Annotated in this window: 13 protein-coding genes; 5 read left to right on the forward strand and 8 right to left on the reverse strand. The window is 48.5% G+C overall.

The window, feature by feature from the left end; genetic code table 11:
• Nucleotides 1-13 precede the first annotated feature (13 nt).
• From ACZMIG_RS00585 to ACZMIG_RS00610, 6 genes are all read right to left on the reverse strand, one after another.
• Nucleotides 14-676: a hypothetical protein gene (locus tag ACZMIG_RS00585; RefSeq protein WP_302023845.1), complete on the reverse strand. Its 663-nt coding sequence runs from the start codon at nt 674-676 to the stop codon at nt 14-16.
• 4 nt (nt 677-680) lie between these two features.
• Nucleotides 681-1,280, reverse strand: a complete 600-nt coding sequence (locus tag ACZMIG_RS00590) for a hypothetical protein (protein WP_484446262.1) — start codon at nt 1,278-1,280, stop codon at nt 681-683.
• A gap of 88 nt (nt 1,281-1,368) precedes the next feature.
• Nucleotides 1,369-1,761 carry a DUF2141 domain-containing protein gene (locus ACZMIG_RS00595; protein WP_288948261.1) on the reverse strand — a complete coding sequence of 131 codons (393 nt, stop codon included), beginning with the start codon at nt 1,759-1,761 and terminating at the stop codon, nt 1,369-1,371.
• A 945-nt stretch (nt 1,762-2,706) separates the two neighbouring features.
• A complete protein-coding gene (locus ACZMIG_RS00600; protein WP_302023848.1) occupies nt 2,707-3,216 on the reverse strand; it encodes a septal ring lytic transglycosylase RlpA family protein in 510 nt (169 codons plus the stop codon).
• Between the two features lie 91 nt (nt 3,217-3,307).
• Entirely contained in the window at nt 3,308-4,651 is a 1,344-nt protein-coding gene (gene gdhA / locus ACZMIG_RS00605) for an NADP-specific glutamate dehydrogenase (protein WP_021855223.1), read from the reverse strand.
• 230 nt (nt 4,652-4,881) lie between these two features.
• Nucleotides 4,882-6,168, reverse strand: coding sequence for an O-acetylhomoserine aminocarboxypropyltransferase/cysteine synthase family protein (locus tag ACZMIG_RS00610; protein WP_487888830.1), 1,287 nt, complete (start codon nt 6,166-6,168; stop codon nt 4,882-4,884).
• Nucleotides 6,169-6,784: 616 nt separating this feature from the next.
• Here ACZMIG_RS00610 and ACZMIG_RS00615 point away from each other — a divergent pair.
• From ACZMIG_RS00615 to ACZMIG_RS00635, 5 genes are all read left to right on the forward strand, one after another.
• Nucleotides 6,785-7,657 carry a PepSY-like domain-containing protein gene (locus ACZMIG_RS00615; protein ID WP_082335088.1) on the forward strand — a complete coding sequence of 291 codons (873 nt, stop codon included), beginning with the start codon at nt 6,785-6,787 and terminating at the stop codon, nt 7,655-7,657.
• A gap of 361 nt (nt 7,658-8,018) precedes the next feature.
• Nucleotides 8,019-8,228 carry a hypothetical protein gene (locus ACZMIG_RS00620; RefSeq protein ID WP_487888831.1) on the forward strand — a complete coding sequence of 70 codons (210 nt, stop codon included), beginning with the start codon at nt 8,019-8,021 and terminating at the stop codon, nt 8,226-8,228.
• A gap of 9 nt (nt 8,229-8,237) precedes the next feature.
• Nucleotides 8,238-11,207 (forward strand): PEP/pyruvate-binding domain-containing protein, encoded by a 2,970-nt coding sequence (locus tag ACZMIG_RS00625; RefSeq protein WP_288948272.1) that lies wholly within the window; start codon nt 8,238-8,240, stop codon nt 11,205-11,207.
• An 863-nt stretch (nt 11,208-12,070) separates the two neighbouring features.
• Entirely contained in the window at nt 12,071-13,900 is a 1,830-nt protein-coding gene (locus ACZMIG_RS00630; protein WP_418873997.1) for a MutS-related protein, read from the forward strand.
• 582 nt (nt 13,901-14,482) lie between these two features.
• Nucleotides 14,483-15,493, forward strand: coding sequence for a class II fructose-bisphosphate aldolase (locus ACZMIG_RS00635; RefSeq protein WP_021855229.1), 1,011 nt, complete (start codon nt 14,483-14,485; stop codon nt 15,491-15,493).
• A gap of 634 nt (nt 15,494-16,127) precedes the next feature.
• On the opposite strand, the gene rodA is transcribed toward ACZMIG_RS00635, so the two are convergent.
• Together rodA and mrdA are read right to left on the reverse strand one after the other, a co-directional pair.
• A complete protein-coding gene (gene rodA, locus ACZMIG_RS00640; RefSeq protein WP_053397313.1) occupies nt 16,128-17,597 on the reverse strand; it encodes a rod shape-determining protein RodA in 1,470 nt (489 codons plus the stop codon).
• Nucleotides 17,578-19,431: a penicillin-binding protein 2 gene (gene mrdA, locus ACZMIG_RS00645; protein WP_021855232.1), complete on the reverse strand. Its 1,854-nt coding sequence runs from the start codon at nt 19,429-19,431 to the stop codon at nt 17,578-17,580. Before mrdA ends, rodA begins: the two co-directional genes overlap by 20 nt.

Raw genomic sequence — 19,431 nt, forward strand, 5'->3', positions numbered from 1 at the left:
TCTCGCTTTTCTGTTATTGTTCTTTCTCGTTCAATTTTGCTTCGTTCTGTCTGCCTTTGGGCTTTCTGTTCCTGTATAATGCGATAGCCCCTGGTATAACCATCATCAGCATTCCGCCAAAGATAACGGCCGCCATCTCTTCCGGTCCGTTACAATCAAGGGCTGCTTTTATGCTGGCATATGAACCACTGCAGGCGAACAGCGATATCATCTCGCTTTTCAGCACGATGCCGGTCATTATGGCTGCAAAAGTCATGCAGATGTTTATTGTGGCAGATATCGGCAGTTCTTGGGCTATAGGGTCATTTCCAAAATTGGTAACCTGACTCGCCACTGTTGAAGTGAATATTACCACTGCAAATGTTCTCCATATATTTTTTGTGATGTCATTTATGAATGATTTTGGTACACCGGCTGTGTCTTCTTCTTTAATCATTTTGTGGTTGATTATCAGCCCGATGAAGACCATCACAATCCATCCGAGATTGCAGTAATAAGAGTTTGTGTAGCTCCACAACAATCCTATAACGGTTGCCGTTACGCATATAAGAATGCCCCATGTCAGAAGAGTTATTGCGCAGTTGCGTGTAATTACTTTTCGGCTTTGCTCAATAGTTTCGCGTATAATCTCGATACTGTGTTCTGCTGAAAGCTTCTTGTTTTCTTCCGTTTCCATATCGTTATTTTTTATATTGTCGGTTAATGATTATTCCGGGTATCACCAGAATGAAAAGCGATGTAATGCATATTGCAAGCGATTCATACGGGCCGGGATACATAAGCGCAAAGTTGGCTGGCACCACTGATGCCACGGAGAATGCGGTTATGAAGGTGTGGCGGAGCACAAGGCCCGTAATCAGCCCCGTGAGTCCCAGCAGAAGTATCAGCACTGTCGTTATAGGCAGCTTGACCATATATACCGTGCTGTCAAACGAAAGTGTGCCTATGACGGCTGCTATGAGTGCAAACAGACCGAAAGATATCCATGATATTTTGAGCACTCTGCTGAAGAAGTTTGTTGGCCTTTTCTTGTCCTTGCGGCTCTTTGCTGCCGTAACGCTCCATCCAATGACGGTCATCAGGAACCAAAGTGCATTCCATGACGGATTGTCCGTTGTCTGCCATAAATAACACACAGCCACAGATGTTATGCATGTGAGTATGCCCCAGAATATCATCGGCATTCCGGCGTTGCGCATTATGTCGGTGCGGCTTTGCTCAATGGCCTCGCTTATTATCTTGAGGCTGCGTTCAGCCGAGAGTTTTTCGTTATTGTCCATTTCAAATTTAATTTTGTTGTTCTTAATATTGTATAATCTCTGGCACCGGCCCGCTTTTAGTGGCCGGTGTTAGGAGGTTGTCAGCCGGTCAGTCTGCCTGCCTGTCATGTCCCTTCATCTTGTCGGGGACATATATAAGCTCGATGTCTACCTTGCTGTTGCTTTCGCTCAGTTCATAGTCTCCGAAGGCGCAGTATTCCATAGGTATATTGTCCTTCTCGTCGAGTTGTCCGTTGCCGTTCTCGTCATGAAAGACATATATGGTGCCCTTCCCGTCGGGCACGTCCTTTATGGTGGTTTCAATCTTGCCTTTCTCGGCTTTAACCTTAGCCCATTGTCCGCTCTTAGTGGCTACAAGTATCTGCCCCTTGTCGTTCGGTATGTTGCTTACGGTGAGCTGCATGTCTCTTTGTGCCGAGGCGGTTGCTGTGGCCATAAGTGCTATGGCCAGCATAGCGGTGTTTAATATCGCCTTTTTCATAGGAATAGGTTTTAACTGTTATAAACTTCATTTACAGTTCTCATACTCGTTTCAGTCACTCTGCAGCTGTGGCTTCACGAGTTTTATCCGGATATATTGCAAATATAAAGCAGTTTATAATATAAACCAAATAAAAGTGAAAATAATAGTTGCTTGGTTTAAATATTTTAACATTATGATGGCCTTATTCAGGGAAAACGCCAAAACGTTAACTCATTGTCGGGAAAATTATATTATGCAGAACGCTGTGATTTACATTGTAAAACACCGTCTTTTGTGTTCTCATATGCCGTGTTTTGCATTATGAAAGGTGCCCTTTTGGATTGTGGTTAGGCATATCTTGACAAGTAACGGCATGATGTATGCCACTTAATGGCGGCAGGGTAGGGGGAAACAAAAAATTTTTTGTAAAAGAAACGTCACTCGTCACAAACGGCCATAACCTGCTGTTATGTAGTCAGTTATAGTGTGACGAGTTGAAAAGACAACTCATCACGGCATGTCTCTTTATCTGATTTGGTCCTGTATGTCCTCTCCTAAATTTTAGAACTTAAACAGGGTATATCTTGATAAAGCTCAAATTGGGTATTTGATTTTGAGTGAAATCTCTTCGGTTAAGCAGACAGCTGTTGAGGGTTGGCTCTGTTATTCGATGAAGAGAATATTATTGTGAAATTTAAGGCATGCATTTTTGTGCTTGACGTATGCCGGTATGTACATCTTGCAGTATTGCTGCGTGCTCGGTTATGCCATATTGTGGCTGAAAATATTAATATGTGATGAGTTGAGAATGCAACTCGTCACACTGTATGTTGTTGAATACGAATGTGTTACGTGCAGATGTGATGAGTGACGTTTCTCTTTAAAAAACTTTTTCTGTTGCGTGTGCGTTGCGAGTTTTGCCGTGTAAGCCACGCGTTATGCATACGGGAAACATAAGTCAGACTATTGTTTTTTGTTCTTCTTGTTATGTTCCTTATGTTCTTTATGCTTCTTGTTTTCCTTATGTTTCTTGTCTTTTGGCTCCTTGCCTTTGTGTTCTTTGCCTTTCTTGTTGTTCGTCTTGCTTTGTTCTGTGCCGTTTCTCATCCATTCCGGCGTGAAGTCGTCGTCCTTCTCCGTTATCTCATAGTCAAGTTCGGGCAGTTCAATTTTTTTCTCGTTTCTGAACGGAACGCCCTTCTCCTCTTCATATTTTTCCACCCTGACCATGGCCACGCCAGCTCTGATTATGCCTATCTCCTTTGCCGCGGCGTATGACAGGTCGATAATGCGGTGACCGCTGCATCTGTCGGCCACTCTCACGACAACGCTTTTGCCGTTTTTAATGTTTGTAACCTTCAGCATGGTGCCCAGTTCGTATTTCTTGTGGGCGCAGATGAGGCTGTCTCTGTGGTATCTTGTGCCGTCGCTCATCCTCCGTCCATGCAGACGGTTAGAATAATAGCTGGCCATACCTTTCTCCTGTGCCGGGAGAAAAGTATGGCCAAGCCATAAAAATGTAATTATGAGAATTATTCTGTTTATCACTTATATCTCTAAGGTATTAGATAATACCCTGCTCGAGCATAGCCTGAGCCACCTTCATGAAACCTGCGATGTTAGCACCCTTAACGTAGTCGATAGTGCCGTCGGGCTGTGTACCATATTTAACACAAGCCTCGTGTATGCTCTTCATGATGAAGTGGAGCTTAGCGTCAACCTCTTCAGCTGCCCATCCTAAGTGAGCTGCGTTCTGTGTCATTTCAAGACCAGATGTTGCAACACCACCTGCGTTAACAGCCTTACCAGGAGCGAACAGTATGCCGTTAGACTGGAATTCGTGGATAGCTTCAGGTGTACATCCCATGTTAGATACCTCGCAGCAGCACCATGTACCGTTAGCGATAAGTTCTTTAGCGTCGTCACCGTTCAGCTCGTTCTGGAATGCGCAAGGAAGTGCGAGGTCACACTTAACAGACCATGCTTTCTTTCCAGGAGTGAATATTGCTTTGCCAGGGAATTTGTCTGCCATCATAGAAACCTGGTTGCGGTTAGAAGCGCGCATTACCAACATGTAGTCGATCATGTCCTTTGTGATGCCTTCAGGTATCTCGCATACGCCGTCCGGACCAGATATTGCGATAACTTTTGCACCGAGTTCAACAGCCTTTGTTGCAGCACCCCATGCTACGTTACCGAATCCAGACAATGCAATTGTCAGACCCTTGATGTCTTTGCCAGCCTTGTGGAGCAAGTGCTGTGTGAAGTAGAGAGCACCGAAACCGGTTGCCTCAGGACGAAGGATAGAACCGCCCCATGTAGCACCCTTACCTGTTAACACACCTGTGTTGTATTCGCGAGCGAGCTTTTTGTACATTCCGTACAAGAAACCGATTTCACGTCCGCCAACACCAACGTCACCTGCAGGAATATCTGTATCAGGACCGATGTTCTTCCAAAGTTCGAGCATGAATGCCTGGCAGAAACGCATGATTTCAGCGTCAGACTTGCCTACCGGGTTGAAATCAGAACCACCTTTACCGCCACCCATAGGCAGAGTGGTCAATGCATTCTTGAATGTCTGCTCGAAGCCTAAGAATTTAAGCATAGATACGTTTACAGCCGGGTGGAAACGCAAACCGCCTTTGTACGGGCCGATAGCGCTGTTGAACTGAACGCGGTAACCGAGGTTGTTCTGTACCTCACCTTTATCGTCAACCCATGTTACACGGAATGTGATGATACGCTCAGGTTCTACCATTCTTTCAACAATCTTGGCTTTCTCAAACTCAGGATGCTGATTGTAAGTGTCTTGAATTGATTCCAACACTTCTCTTACGGCTTGTAAGTACTCTTTTTCGCCCGGATGCTTCATTTCCAGGTCTTGCATTATTTTCTGGACTTCCATAGTATATGTTTTTAGTTAAACTAACATTGTGTCGTTTTCTTGATGACAAATGTAGTCTTTTCTTGTGTAACTGCCAAGGAAAATCCAATTTATTTGATATATGAAACTTACTTTTTGTACTTTTTTACATTATAATTGGCATTTTTGCCCCCTAATGGCTAAAAATAAGCGGAGGCAACATGTGTTACAATGTCGCCTCCGCTGTTGTCGCTATATGAAAAATGTAACTTTTAGTCGATTTTCGACAGAGCCTGCTTCAGGTCGTCAATGAGGTCGTCGGCATCCTCGATACCTATCGACAGACGTATCAGGTCGGGGGCTATGCCGGCTTCTTTCAGCTGCTGTTCGCTCAGCTGGCGGTGTGTGTGGCTTGCCGGATGCAGCACGCATGAGCGGGCGTCGGCCACGTGTGTGGCTATGTTTATAAGCTCGAGCGAGTCCATGAACTTTATTGCTGTGTCGCGGTCGCCCTTCAGTCCGAACGACATTACGCCGCATGAGCCGTTGGGCAGGTACTTGCGGCCCAGCTCGTAGCTTGCGTCATCCTTCAGTCCGCAGTAGGTTACCCATGCCACGTGCGGGTCATTGTGCAGGAACTCTGCCACCTTCTGGGCGTTGGCGCAGTGCTGGCGCACGCGCAGTGCGAGTGTCTCGAGGCCGAGGTTGAGCAAGAAAGCATTCTGCGGCGACGGTATAGAGCCGAGATCGCGCATCAGCTGTGCCGTGAGTTTGGTCATGTAAGCAATCTTGCCGAAGGCCTTTGTGTATGTAAGTCCGTGGTACGACTCGTCGGGAGTGGTCAGTCCGGGGAACTTGTCGGCATGTGCGTCCCAGTCGAAGTTGCCGCTGTCAACCACGCAACCGCCCACCTGTGTTGCGTGTCCGTCCATATATTTAGTGGTAGAGTGGGTAACTATGTCGCATCCCCATTCAAACGGGCGGCAGTTTATTGGTGTAGCAAAGGTGTTGTCTATGATGAGAGGCACGCCGTTCTTGTGTGCGATGCGTGCAAACTTCTCAATGTCGAGCACCTTGCAGCCCGGGTTAGATATTGTTTCGCCGAACAGAACCTTTGTGTTAGGTCTGAAAGCCTTCTGTATTTCCTCCTCGCTGCTTTCGGGGTTGACGAAGGTACACTCTATGCCGAGCTTCTTCATCGTTACGCCGAACAGGTTGTAGGTTCCGCCGTAAATTTCGTTTGACGTTACGATATGGTCGCCTGCCTCACAGATGTTGAACACGGCGTAGAAGTTGGCAGCCTGACCTGACGACGTAAGCATTGCGCCGACGCCGCCCTCAAGAGCTGCAATCTTCTTTGCAACATTGTCGTTTGTCGGGTTCTGCAGGCGTGTATAGAAATATCCTTCCTTCTTGAGGTCGAACAGCATTGCCATCTCTTCGCTGTTGTCATATTTGAATGTGGTGCTCTGAACTATCGGCGGCTGCACCGGTTCGCCGTTTTTAGGTTCCCATCCTCCGCGCACGCAGAGTGTAGACGGTTTCAGATTTTTCTTCATCTTTCCTGTTTTGTTAGTTTATATATGTTATGCTTTTTTGTTATCCTCTATGCAGCGGTCTGTTGCTGAGGGGCTGTCTTCAGCGGCATAATGATGTGCCGCTCATGTCCAGGGGCCGTTCTGCCGGGTTGTTACCTATTGTTTGCTTTGTCGTCGCTGTTGCCTTATTGTCAGCATAAGTGTGCTTATGTTTGTCAAAATGCCATGTGCGTTGCTTAAAATACAATGACATTTAAACGGTATGCACGCTTTGTCTTACATGGCTGACAGCTGGGTTAAGTGTTGCAAAGTTAGCATAAAAATTTGATTGAACGAATATTCTATGGCTTAATTGACTTTTGTTATGATGCGTTTACGCATTACTAATATTATAATAAGGTGTAAATGCCGCCGCATGAACTTTTCGCGGCTTATGGCCGGATAAAATAAAAAAAGCAGAAAATAATCTCATATTTTCCTGATTTTTCAGATTGTTTTCAGATTCGGTTGCTTTATTTGCAAAAAACAAAGGGAGAATATATGCCGCGCGGCGATGTTGCCGACGGGCAGACAGGGCTCCTCTGAGAAAAATAAATGTAAAAAAGAAACAACAGTATAAACAGAAAAAAGGATTATTATGAGAACAATTGATTTTTTGAAGATGACAGCAATCTGCGCTTTCGGCGCACTGGTTACAACATCCTGCAATGACGACGACGATGACGACAAGGTTCAGGTGCCTGGCGTTGTGCAGGAAGCCTTCAGTCAGAAATATGCCGGAGTGCAGCATGTAGAGTGGGAGATGGAGGCTAACGGATATCTCGTTGCCGAGTTTATCAAGGACAGCAAGGAGCATGATGCATGGTATATGGGCGACGGAACATGGATGATGACCGAGGTTGACCACGGCCGCGACCTTACGGCTCTGCCGCAGGCTGTGCAGGACGGATATGCACTTACGGTGTATGCGCAGCAGCAGTGGACTGTGGACGACATCGACGAAATACAGCGCAAGGGCTATGAGACAATTTACAAGATTGAGGTGGAGAAAGCCGGACAGCCCGACCACGACCTCTACTTTGACGTAGCCGGAACACTGTTCAGAGATGTTCAGGACCAGGACGACGACCGCAACGAAGGACTGCTGCCGGGACAGATGCCTGCCGAAATACAGGCTTATGTAGACGCCAACTATGCAGGAGCTATGGTGGTTGACTTTGAGAAGGAGCGCAACGGATACGAGCTTGACATCCGCCACGGCGGCAAGAGCATAGAGATACGCTTTGACAGCTCATACAACTGGGTGCAGACTTCAACCGACTGCAAGAGAGACATTCCTGCCAACATCCTTGCTGCTGTCAACGCCGCATATCCCGGAAAGGTGATTGACGACTGCGACTATATCGAGACAGCTGCCGGAGAGGCTTATTATCTGATTGATCTCGACAACTATGACAAAGACCTTAAGGTTACCGCCGACGGCGCTATAACCGAGGTGATAGATTACTAAATAATTTTAACGCTGCGGGCGGGGGCACATGTTTGTGCCTCCGTTCGTTTTTTAGTGGGATAATGTCAAAAAACTTTGATATTGTTTCACTCTTTTCTTACTTTATTAGTATCTTTGCGGAAAAAGACTTTTAACCCAAATCGTTATTAGTATTCGGTCAGGATTTTGCTTAATATAGAGCGGCTTTTCGTTAGATTTATTTCATGCATAGCGTGCTATGTCAAGAAGAAGCCGGCAAAAAGACGCCAATAGATACAAAAAAACAGGCTGAAAGCATGAAAGCACAAAATAGGTAAAGCTATGTGCGGTCTAATGACCGGTTGGGGTTTAATCTTGTCTAATCTGAGAAAGACTGTAAAGTATGGGCTTGTTTAAGTTTTATTCGCATTTAGCCAAGCCGGTGGCACGTCGCCGTGAGCTGTTCCTGCTGCTTTTGGGCGCAGCCATGCCAACCATGTTGCTGCTGCCTTTTGTCGGCAGTTTCAGCCTGTTTGTCATTATTCTCATGTTCTGGTGCATGCTTGTAGCCACGCTTTATTGTCTTTATAAGGAGAAAAAACATAATAACTGACATAACAATATGAGCGAAAACGAGCCACAGCAGTGGAAAAAATTTTATCTGAAGGATGTGTCGTTCATGAACCTTATGACACATCGCATATTCAATGTGCTTATAGTTGCCAATCCGTATGATGCCTTCATGCTTGAGGACGATGGCCGTGTTGACGAAAAGATATTCAACGAATACACCGAGCTTGGCCTTCGCTATCCGCCGACGTTCACCCAGGTGAGCACCACGGAGGAGGCTGCCGAGGTGCTGGCTTCTACCAGCATCGACCTCGTGATATGCATGCCTGGCAATGCAGACAATGACGCCTTCACGGTGGCACGTTCCGTAAAGGCAAAGTTTCCCGACATTCCCTGCGTCGTTCTTACGCCCTTCTCCCACGGCATAACGCGCCGCATGGTCAACGAAGACCTGTCAATCTTTGAGTATGTGTTCTGCTGGCTGGGCAACACCAACCTGATTCTGTCCATCATAAAACTGATAGAGGACAAGATGAACCTTGAACACGACATTGCCGAGGCAGGCGTGCAGATGATTCTGCTCGTGGAGGACAGCATACGCTTCTATTCGTCTTTGCTGCCCACTCTCTACAGCTTTATCCTCGCCCAGAGCCAAAGTTTCGCCACGGAGGCACTCAACCCCCACAGCGCCGCGCTGCGAATGAGGGGCAGGCCTAAGGTGGTGCTGGCAAGAAACTACGACGAGGCAATGGAACTTTACACGAAATACCGCGACAATACGCTCGGAATAATCTCTGACTGCCGCTTCCCGAAGGGCGAAGAGAAAGACCCCGAGGCCGGACTGAAGCTGCTCCGCGAGATAAGGAAGGACAACGAATACATACCGCTGATACTGCAAAGCAGCGAGAGCGAAAACCGCAAGAAGGCCGAGGCCGAACGTTTTCTGTTTATTGACAAGAACTCAAAGAAGATGAACCTCGACCTGCGCAGACTCATGGAGGAGCACATGGGCTTCGGCGACTTCATATTCCGCGACCCGAAGACGCATGAGGAAGTGATGCGCGTGCGCACGCTGAAGGAGCTGCAGGACAACATCTTCAAGATACCTTACGACTCGATGCTCTATCACATATCCCGAAACCACATGAGCCGATGGCTGTGTGCCAGGGCGATATTCCCCGTTTCGGAGTTTCTGAAGAACGTTACGTGGCACAAGCTGCAGGATGTTGACCTTCACCGCAAGATTATCTTTGAGGCCATTGTGCAGTATCGCCACATGAAGAACATAGGCGTCGTGGCTGTGTTCGACCGCGGAAAGTTCGACCGCTACGCCCACTTTGCACGTATCGGCGACGGCTCTCTTGGCGGAAAAGGCCGCGGACTGGCCTTCCTCGACAACATAATAAAGAGCCATCCTGAGTTTAGCGAGCGCGAAGGCGTCAAGGTGTCTATACCCAAGACCGTGGTGCTCTGCACCGATGTGTTCGACAGGTTCATGGAGAGCAACAACCTCTATCAGATAGCCCTGAGCGATGCCAGCGACGAGGAAATACTGCACCACTTCCTGAAGGCGCAGCTTCCGGACAAGTATATATCAGACTTCCTCACCTTCTTCGAGGCAACCGACCGGCCTATAGCCATACGTTCGTCGAGCCTGCTCGAGGACTCTCACTATCAGCCCTTTGCCGGCATATATTCGACATATATGATACCGAAGCTCGACGACAAGTATCAGATGCTGCAGATGCTTGCCGCCGCCATAAAGAGTGTGTATGCCTCGGTCTACTATCGCGACTCGAAGGCATACATGACGGCCACGAGCAACGTGATAGATCAGGAGAAGATGGCTGTAGTGCTGCAGGAAGTGGTCGGCAAACAATACGGAGACCGCTATTATCCTAATATATCAGGCGTGTTGCGTTCCATCAACTATTACCCTGTAGGCAACGAGACATCAGAGCAGGGCATTGCGAGTCTTGCGCTCGGACTGGGTAAGTATATCGTAGACGGAGGACAGACGCTGCGCGTAAGTCCGTATCATCCTGACCATGTCATGCAGACAAGTAAGGTGGAGCTTGCGCTTAGTCAGACGCAGACACAGTTTTATGCTCTTGACATGAAGGACGTAGGCGACGACTTTAAGGTTGACGACGGATTTAATATTCTCAAGCTTGACGTGGCTGATGCCGACAAGGACGGCGCCCTGACATACATAGCCTCTACTTTCGATCCTTATAACAACATGCTGCGCAAGGGGGCATATGATGAAGGCTGGAAGGTGGTTTCGTTCTGCGGCGTCTTGCAGAACGGGGCTTTCCCGCTGCCCGAACTGATGCAGATGGCTATGAAATACGGAGCCGAGGGCATGAGGCGTCCGGTTGAGATAGAGTTCGCATGCAATATAAACAACGACCGCACGGGAGAATTCTATCTGCTGCAGATGCGTCCTATTGTAGACTGCAAGCAGATGCTTGACGAGGACTTGACCAAGATTGACGACAAGCGGTGCCTGCTGCGTTCTCACAATTCGCTCGGACATGGCGTCAGCAACGAGATAATGGACATAGTATACGTTAAGGCAGACGAGAATTTCACGGCGGCAAACAATCCGCTCATTGCAAGTGAAATAGAGCATATCAACCATAAGTTTGTTGAAGAAAACAGGAACTACATTCTCATCGGACCGGGCCGCTGGGGCTCGAGCGACTCATGGCTTGGCGTTCCCGTAAAGTGGGCATACATCAGTGCTGCCTGTCTGATTGTTGAGGCCGGACTGGCAAACTATCGCATCGATCCGAGTCAGGGCTCACATTTCTTCCAGAACGTAACAAGTCTTGGCGTTGGCTATTTTACCATTGACGATTACAAAGACGACGGTATCTACCGTAAGGATTTGCTCGACGCCATGCCGGCAGTGTACGAAACGGAGTTTGTGCGCCACGTGCGCTTCAGTCGTCCGCTTAAGATAATGATGGACGGCATGAAGCAGGAGGGCATCGTTCTGCTGCCTGAAGATGACTGACGCTTACTTTTTATTATTATATCGCGGCTGTTCCACTTAGTGGTGGGGCAGCCGTTTTTTTGTGCTGTCATGTGTTATGGAGGTGCCTGTATGCACATTTGTTAGACGGTTGCGTATTTGCTTCTGATAAGTTCCATGTGTCGTGAGAACAGAAAACTTTGCGGTCTGAACAAACCGGTTGAGCCCCTGAGACGGCAGTATTTGAAATCAGAATGCATTTTGGCGTGAAAACGGCATAAAATGTGCGGTTTATGTAATTCTCTGATATGTAGTGCTTTACGGCATTTATTGTGGCTTGAGAAACTGAAATTCTGCCTGTTCCGTTGTGAAATGCAGTCTTTTACATGGCAAAACATGGCCTTTTATGTTATGAAAAGCAATGAATTGCAGTGTGAAAACATATCTTTTTGAGCGTAAAACGTCTTTTATGTGTTAAATACATTAACCTTTCTGCCTTTTGATGCCAAATGCCTTAACATTTTGTAAGACTTGAATTTCTATTTCGTCAGAAAACTTTGTAAAAGTTTTTCTTGCCCTTTCTGTCAGCCTGCTCCTGTATGTTCAGTGGCACGTATTGGCAGTTTGTAGTGTCATGGCATGATGTAACGCTTTCATTAAGTAAACGCTCGGCCGGATAAAGGCTGTTGTAAGTCTGCCTGAATGATGCTGAAAGACAAATGAAAGTATCATGGCGCCTGGCGGATGAAAACAATATTAGGCCGGGAGTGCAGATAGGGGTTTAACTCTTTTTACGTAGACAGATGCCCCGAAAGCCGCGTTAAAGCATTATTTTTGCAGTGAAATTAACGCCGTTTTGGCAAAACCGAAGACATAATAATAACAATAAAAAGAAAAAACAGAATATGGACAACAGACAAGAGTTTTATTCGCGGCAGGTAGAAAGCCTGTCGGCCATGATACAGCGGCTGAAGCGCAAGGGGCGCACCTATGTGGCAATGGAACTTGTGACGTTTTGCCTTGCCGTGCTGGCCTTTGTGTTCTTCTGTCTGCGCGGACTGCCCGTAGGTCTGCTTTGCCTTGCCGTGGCGTTTATGGCAGCCTATGTAGTGGCTCGCCGTGCTGACGTGCGCAACAGCGAGACCACCGACATGCTGCGCCGCCGGCGCCAGGTGTATGAGAAGGAACTGAGCTATCTGCGCGGCGACTACAGCTGCTTTGGCAGCGGAAGCCGCTACATCGACTCGTCGCACGCGTTCACTTACGACATGGACGTGTTCGGCCGCGACTCGCTCTTCAACCGCATTAACCGTACGGTAACCACCGGCGGAAGCGACTTTTTGGCTTCATCGTTCCAAAGTCTGCTTAAAGACAAGGCTGAGATAGAGGCACGCCGCCGCGCCATAGCCGAACTGGCGGGCATGGAGAGCTGGCGCACGGAGTTTCTGGCGCTCGGTCAGCGTTTGGCGTCGGACACAAAGAAGAAGGGCGAAGCCATCGACACTGCGATGATAAACCGTGTGGTCAGTGAGATTAGCGCCATGAACATTGCTCCTCAGGCAGGCAGCATGCTTGCTCTCGTGGTGGCATGGGCCGCCATAGCAGGCTTCATTGCCGTCATGGTATTGGCAATAGTGGGCATTGTTCCGTCGTCGCTTGCCGTCATGTGGGGCGTGGTGCAGATGTTCCTCGTCATAGCCCTCAACATGAGGTCGCTGCGCCAAATAAGCCGCGCCGTCGAGAAGTTGCACGCACATCTGCACGACTATATCGGACTGATACGCCACATAGGCTGTGCAGAGTTTGAGAGCGAATGCCTGCGCGACTTGCGCAGCAGGCTGACATCGGGCGACGACGGCGCGCTGACTTCGTTTGGAGAGCTGTCAGATATTCTGAAAAGTCTCGACCGCCGTGGCAACTTCATCGGACTTATTCTGTTCAACATGTTTGCCCTGAGCGACTTTTTCCTCGTGCGCCGTTTCCTCAGATGGCAGCGCCACTATATGGAGCGTATAGCCGACTGGACCGGCTGCGTGAGCCAGATCGACGCTCTTGTGTCGATGGCTGTATACAGCTACAACGAGCAGCAGGCTGTGGCGGCAGAGGTGGTTGAGGCAGACGGAGTGGTGTATGAAGCCAAGGGCATTTATCACCCCTTCCTCGGAGCCAAGGCCGTGCGCAACGATTTCATCATTGATGACGGCAACTATTATATCGTAACCGGTGCAAACATGGCTGGCAAGAGCACCTTCTTGCGCTCTATAGGCGTCAACTACATTCTAGCAATGAACGGAATGCCCGTGTTTGCCGAGTCGCTGCGCGTGTCGGTGTTCAACCTTTTCAGCAGCATGCGCACCGCCGACGACCTGAGCCGCGGCATATCCTACTTCAACGCTGAGCTGCTCCGTCTGCGCCAGTTGATAGAGAGCTGCAAGCATGCAGCCCGCACGCTGATAATACTCGACGAGATTCTGAAGGGCACCAACTCGCTCGACAAGCTCAACGGCTCGCGTCTTTTTCTTCAGGAAATATCCCGCCTGCCCGTGTCAGGCATAATAGCCACCCACGACCTCGAACTGTCGAAGATGGAGGACGATGCCCCGTCGCGCTTCCACAACTGGTGCTTTGAGATAGAGCTGGGCGGTAACATAACCTACACCTACAAGATAACGCCCGGCGTGGCACGCAACCAGAACGCCACGTATCTGCTGAAGAAGATAATCGAGGAGATATAGTTCCGTTTAAGGAGTTAAAGTAGTTAGAGGAGTCAGAGTAGTTAAAGTCATTAGTATTCAGGTTATGTCCGGTTTGTAAAGATAGCAGAAAATTTATTGAAATATATCAACAAAACCAATGACTTTAACTACTCTGACTCCTCTAACTGCTTTAACTCCTTGCCTTAAATATTGATTTAAATCAACAAATCACTGTTATATTGCATTTTATACACTCAAAATATTGCATATTAGTAAAAAATCCGTACCTTTGCATCGTGTTTTTCATAGTATTAGATTTAAGGTTAACAAGGTTGGAGTACAGCGGTACTCCTTTTTTTATGCCCTTATCTAAATAACCGTCTTTTAACAGTTTTGCTTCCTTTATGTTTTTATGCCGCGGCACATGTCTGGCATTCTGCAATTAATTGTAAAACTCACATTGCAAAATATTATGCCGTTTTTGGGCAATGTACAATTAATCTGAAAATTCACCGGAATGCAACACTAAAAGTTGGATTATTCTTTTGTATTGAGAAATTAAAATACTAACTTTGCGCTGTGTAACAGAACGTTTATTTATAAAACATAAAAAAAGGTATTATGGTAAGTTATAAGACACTAGGCTTGGTAAACACCCGCGAGATGTTTAAAAGAGCCATTAACGGCGGTTACGCCATTCCGGCATTCAACTTCAATAACATGGAGCAGCTTCAGGCTATCATCAAGGCTTCTTCAGAACTGAAGTCTCCGGTAATCCTGCAGGTTTCTAAAGGTGCGCGCAACTATGCCAACCAGACACTGCTCGAGTATATGGCTCAGGGTGCTGTAGAGTATGCTAAGGAACTTGGCTGCGCTCATCCTGAGATAGCACTTCACCTTGACCACGGTGACAGCTTCGAGCTTTGCAAGAGCTGTGTAGACATGGGCTTCTCTTCTGTTATGATAGACGGTTCTGCCCTGCCTTATGACGAGAATGTTGCTCTTACTAAAAAGGTTGTTGAGTATGCTCATCAGTATGACGTTACTGTAGAGGGTGAGCTCGGTGTGCTCGCCGGCGTTGAGGACGAGGTTGCTTCTGAGGTTTCTCACTATACAAAGCCTGAGGAAGTTATCGACTTCACAAGCAAGACTGGCGTTGACTCTCTCGCTATCTCTATCGGTACAAGCCACGGAGCTTACAAGTTTAAGCCGGAGCAGTGCACACGCGACCCGAAGACTGGCCGCCTGGTTCCTCCTCCATTGGCATTCGATATTCTTGATGCTATCATGCAGCAGCTTCCCGGATTCCCAATCGTGCTCCACGGTTCTTCTTCAGTTCCTCAGGAGTATGTTGACATCATCAACCAGTACGGCGGCAAACTGCCCGACGCTGTTGGTATTCCTGAAGAGCAGCTTCGCAAGGCTTCTAAGAGCGCCGTTTGCAAGATTAACATCGACTCTGACTCTCGTCTGGCTTTCACAGCTGCTGTTCGTAAGACTTTGGCTGAGAAACCTGCTGAGTTCGACCCGCGTAAATACTGCGGACCTGCACGCGACCTCATGGAGGAAATGTACAAGCACAAGATCACAAACGTGCTCGGTTCAGACAACAAGCTGGCTCAGCTCGACTAATTCTGATATTCGGCACATTAAGAAATATAAGTGCATAGATATTTATAAAAGTGAAAATTCCACAGTGAATTTTCACTTTTATTGTTTCCAGCCCTACTTCTCATCCCGTTTCCTGACATTTATAATTGTTGATATCTTGCGGGATATGCCGTCATGCAGGCATTACTTTCATTTGTATATATGCTGCTATTGTTTGTAAAAGGCACTAAACCGCATTGTGAAACGTATGCTTTTGCATGCCGGAATACGTCCTTTTGCGTTGCGAAAGCTATGCTTTGGCATAGGCTGTGGCCAGTGTCGGTTTAATTGAAAAATATTTTTCTTAGAAACTTATCACTCATCACAAGCGCCATTAACGTTTTGACAGTCAGTGAGATATGGTGTGATGAGTTGAGGCTTCAACTCGTCATACTCTAAGATATTGAGGTCCAATATGTTAAGCACTTATGTGATGAGTGATGAGTTTTTAAGAAAAATTTTTTAGTTCAAGTCTAGCCTGATTCTTGTTCCAGAGAAAATATAAATGCGGCATCACGTACCTGTTGTGCGTAGTGCCGCATTTGTTGCTTTTATAATATATTTATGCGCATATAGCCTCGACGGCTTGTTGCCGTGGTTATAGCGGTTTTCTGCGTTATGTCCTTATCAGGTTGCGTCCCGCGTCAATTCTAAGGAAAATGAACAGCAGTATGGTGAAGCCCCATAATGACGAACCTCCATAGCTGAAGAAGGGCAGGGGGATACCTATGACAGGCGTAAGACCGAGCACCATGCCCACGTTGATGAACACGTGGAAGAGGAATATGCTCAGCACGCAGTAGCCGTAGACACGGCCAAACTTGAACGGCTGCCGTTCGGCCATCTTTATAAGGCGCAGTATGAGCGCAAGGAACAGCAGCAGCACGCCTGCCGAACCGAGGAAGCCTTCTTCTTCTCCCACGGTGCAGAAGATGAAGTCGGTGTCCTGTTCGGGCACGAATTTCAGTTTGGTCTGTGTGCCGTTCAGAAATCCTTTGCCTTTAAGTCCGCCCGAGCCTATGGCTATCTCGCTCTGGTGGACGTTGTATCCCGCTCCGGCAAGGTCTTCGTCGAGGCCGAGCAGAACGTTGATACGCACCCTCTGGTGGGGCTCCATGATATTGTTGAGCACATAGTCGGCCGAATAGAAGAAGGCTATTGAGCCGATTGTGAACAGCAGGATGTAAAGATAGTGCTTTATGCGCCTGTTCATCCAAAGGTAGACCAGATATCCCACAAGACCTGCGCTGACAGCCAGCTGCACCCATACGATGTCGAACGGGATGACGAACACGGCGAAAAGAAGCGCAAGGAGAGTTATGCCTACAGAGTAGACAAGTATGGTCAGGGCCTGCTGCTTGTCCTTGCAGTAGACGTAGACCATGCCCGACGTGAATATCTGTACGAGCAGCAATACGGCAAACTTGCCTATTGATGTCGTAGTGTCGAACATCAGAGCTTCCTCGTAACGTATGCCCACAACGAAATAGATAACCATTGCAACGCCCGTGAACAGTACGCTGCCGGTCATTCCCTCGCGGTAGAACATGAGGAAGAAGGATATGTAGACCAGTGCCGAGCCTGTTTCTTTCTGTGCCACGATGAAGAGCATCGGCAGCAATACCACCGCGAAGGCGGCCGCCATGTCTTTCCATCTGTGCATGTTGAAGCCGTATGTGCTCATAAGTTTCGACACGGCAAGGGCTGTGGCAAACTTGGCAAACTCGGCAGGCTGCAGTCGCAGCGGGCCAAGCACGAGCCATGAGCGCGAGCCTTTTATCTCGTGGGGGTTGAATATCGTTGCAAACAGCAGCAACAGCAGTATGGCGTATATGATATAGGCGAACGTGTCGTAGAAGCGGTCGTCGAGCATCAGCAGCACGAAGCCGAGGCAGATAGACGTGCCTATCCACACTATCTGCATGCCCGAGCGTGTGCTCAGACTGAATATGTCGGTGTCGCCGTAGGTATAGCTTGCACCGCACACGCTCAGCCAGCCGAATGCCAGCAGAGCCAAATATATGCCTATCGTCCACCAGTCGAGCGAACGAAGTACGCTTGGTTGTTTATCTGTTTGCTGCCCCATAACTTATACGTCTGCGCTGGAAGTCGGTCGCCCTCTTCTCTGATTCGGGCGAGAGCTTGCCTTTGATATACTGTTCCATCATAAGTGCACCGATAGGCACACCATAGTCGGCGCCAAATCCGCCGTTTTCTACATACACGGCGATGGCTATCTTAGGATTGTTCATCGGCGCGAAGCCCATGAAGATAGAGTGGTCTTGTCCGTGGTTCTGTGCCGTACCGGTCTTTCCGCACACCTCATAGTCGGCCCTGTCGGCGGCGCGGCATGTTCCTCCGGTTACTGCACGCCTCATGCCTGCCACGATATATTCGTATGCCCTGCGGCTGGCTTTTGTGTAATGTTTCTCTCTGAACTTGGCTTCGAGCTGTTCGCCTTTCACCTTCTTCACCACGTGCGGTGTGTAGAAGTATCCGCGGTTGGCTATCGTTGCCCCGAGGTTGGCTATCTGCAGCGGCGTAAGCAGCACCTCGCCCTGTCCTATGGCGATGCTGATTACGGTCAGGGCATTCCATGAACCCCTGTATGCCTTGTCGTAATATTGTGCGTTTGGTATCAGGCCTCGCTTCTCTCCGGACAGGTCGATGCCCAGTTTGTAGCCGAATCCCATGCTCACCATGTAGTCGCGCCATGTGTTCATGCCTTCCTGTACGTTCTTGTATTTCTTCCTGTTGCCGAGCATATAGTAGAGTCCCCAGCAGAAGTAGCCGTTGCAGGATGTTCCTATTGCTGGTACAAGGCTTATGGGTGAGGCGTGGCCGTGGCATCCAACGTGGAGTCCGCGGCAGTAGAATCCGTGATGGCAGGGGAACGATGTGCCCGGGCCGATTATGCCTTCGGTAAGGAAGGTGAGGCCTTGTGTGGTCTTGAATGTTGAGCCCGGAGGATACATACCCATGATAGAGCGATTGAGCAGCGGCTTCCACGGGTTGCGTGAGAGCATGGCGTGCATCTTTCCGCGCTTGCGTCCAGTTACTGTCCTCGGGTCGTATGTAGGCGATGATACCATGCACAGCACCTCGCCGGTGGACGGCTCGATGGCCACGATGCTGCCTATCTTTCCCTCAAGGAGCCTCTCGCCCAGTGCCTGCAGTTTTATGTCGAGGCTCAGAGTGAGGTCTTTGCCCGGCACAGGCCTGCGGTCGAACTTTCCGTTCATGTAGCTGCCCTGTATCCGGCCGTGGGCGTCGCGCAGCATTATCTGCACGCCCTTCTCGCCGCGCAGCTGCTTTTCGTATGACTTCTCCACGCCCATCTTGCCTATGTAGTCGCCGGGCTGATAGTAGGAATCTTCCTCTATGTCGGCTGCCGACACTTCAGCCACGTCGCCAAGTACGTGTGCGGCATACGGCATGGTGTATTGTCTTACGCTTCGGCGCTGTACGTAGAAGCCCGGAAAACGGTAAATCTTTTCCTGGAATACGCTGAACTCTTTTTCTGACAGCTGGCTCATGAAGAGCTGCTGCGTGAAGCGTGAGTAGCCGGGATTCTTGTTGCGGTCTTTTATCTCCTCCATTCTCTTGATGAAAAACTCTTTTGTTATGCCAAGAGAATTGCAGAATTCGGTGGTGTCGAGTCTTCCTTTCTCCTCGTTCATCACCACCATTATGTCGTAGGCATTCTGGTTGTATACGAGCAGTTTGCCGTTTCTGTCGGATATGACGCCACGCGCCGGAAACTCAACTTTCTTGAGGAAAGCGTTGCTGTCGGCGTTTTTCTTGTAGTCGTCGCTCATTATCTGCAGCGTGAAAAGGCGTATGATGTAGACGGTGACTATGAATATAGCCACTCCCGCAATGACATAACGTCTGTATTCAAGTCCGTATTCCTTGTCCAT

The organism is Xylanibacter sp., from assembly GCF_057607445.1.

What these genes read in the sequence shown, in the direction of transcription:
- ACZMIG_RS00585 (WP_302023845.1), bottom strand. Translation starts at nt 676, where the DNA reads ATGGAAACGGAAGAAAACAAGAAGCTTTCAGCAGAACACAGTATCGAG.
- ACZMIG_RS00590 (WP_484446262.1), bottom strand. Translation starts at nt 1,280, where the DNA reads ATGGACAATAACGAAAAACTCTCGGCTGAACGCAGCCTCAAGATAATA.
- ACZMIG_RS00595 (WP_288948261.1), bottom strand. Translation starts at nt 1,761, where the DNA reads ATGAAAAAGGCGATATTAAACACCGCTATGCTGGCCATAGCACTTATG.
- ACZMIG_RS00600 (WP_302023848.1), bottom strand. Translation starts at nt 3,216, where the DNA reads ATGGCCAGCTATTATTCTAACCGTCTGCATGGACGGAGGATGAGCGAC.
- gdhA (WP_021855223.1), bottom strand. Translation starts at nt 4,651, where the DNA reads ATGGAAGTCCAGAAAATAATGCAAGACCTGGAAATGAAGCATCCGGGC.
- ACZMIG_RS00610 (WP_487888830.1), bottom strand. Translation starts at nt 6,168, where the DNA reads ATGAAGAAAAATCTGAAACCGTCTACACTCTGCGTGCGCGGAGGATGG.
- ACZMIG_RS00615 (WP_082335088.1), top strand. Translation starts at nt 6,785, where the DNA reads ATGAGAACAATTGATTTTTTGAAGATGACAGCAATCTGCGCTTTCGGC.
- ACZMIG_RS00620 (WP_487888831.1), top strand. Translation starts at nt 8,019, where the DNA reads ATGGGCTTGTTTAAGTTTTATTCGCATTTAGCCAAGCCGGTGGCACGT.
- ACZMIG_RS00625 (WP_288948272.1), top strand. Translation starts at nt 8,238, where the DNA reads ATGAGCGAAAACGAGCCACAGCAGTGGAAAAAATTTTATCTGAAGGAT.
- ACZMIG_RS00630 (WP_418873997.1), top strand. Translation starts at nt 12,071, where the DNA reads ATGGACAACAGACAAGAGTTTTATTCGCGGCAGGTAGAAAGCCTGTCG.
- ACZMIG_RS00635 (WP_021855229.1), top strand. Translation starts at nt 14,483, where the DNA reads ATGGTAAGTTATAAGACACTAGGCTTGGTAAACACCCGCGAGATGTTT.
- rodA (WP_053397313.1), bottom strand. Translation starts at nt 17,597, where the DNA reads ATGGGGCAGCAAACAGATAAACAACCAAGCGTACTTCGTTCGCTCGAC.
- mrdA (WP_021855232.1), bottom strand. Translation starts at nt 19,431, where the DNA reads ATGGACAAGGAATACGGACTTGAATACAGACGTTATGTCATTGCGGGA.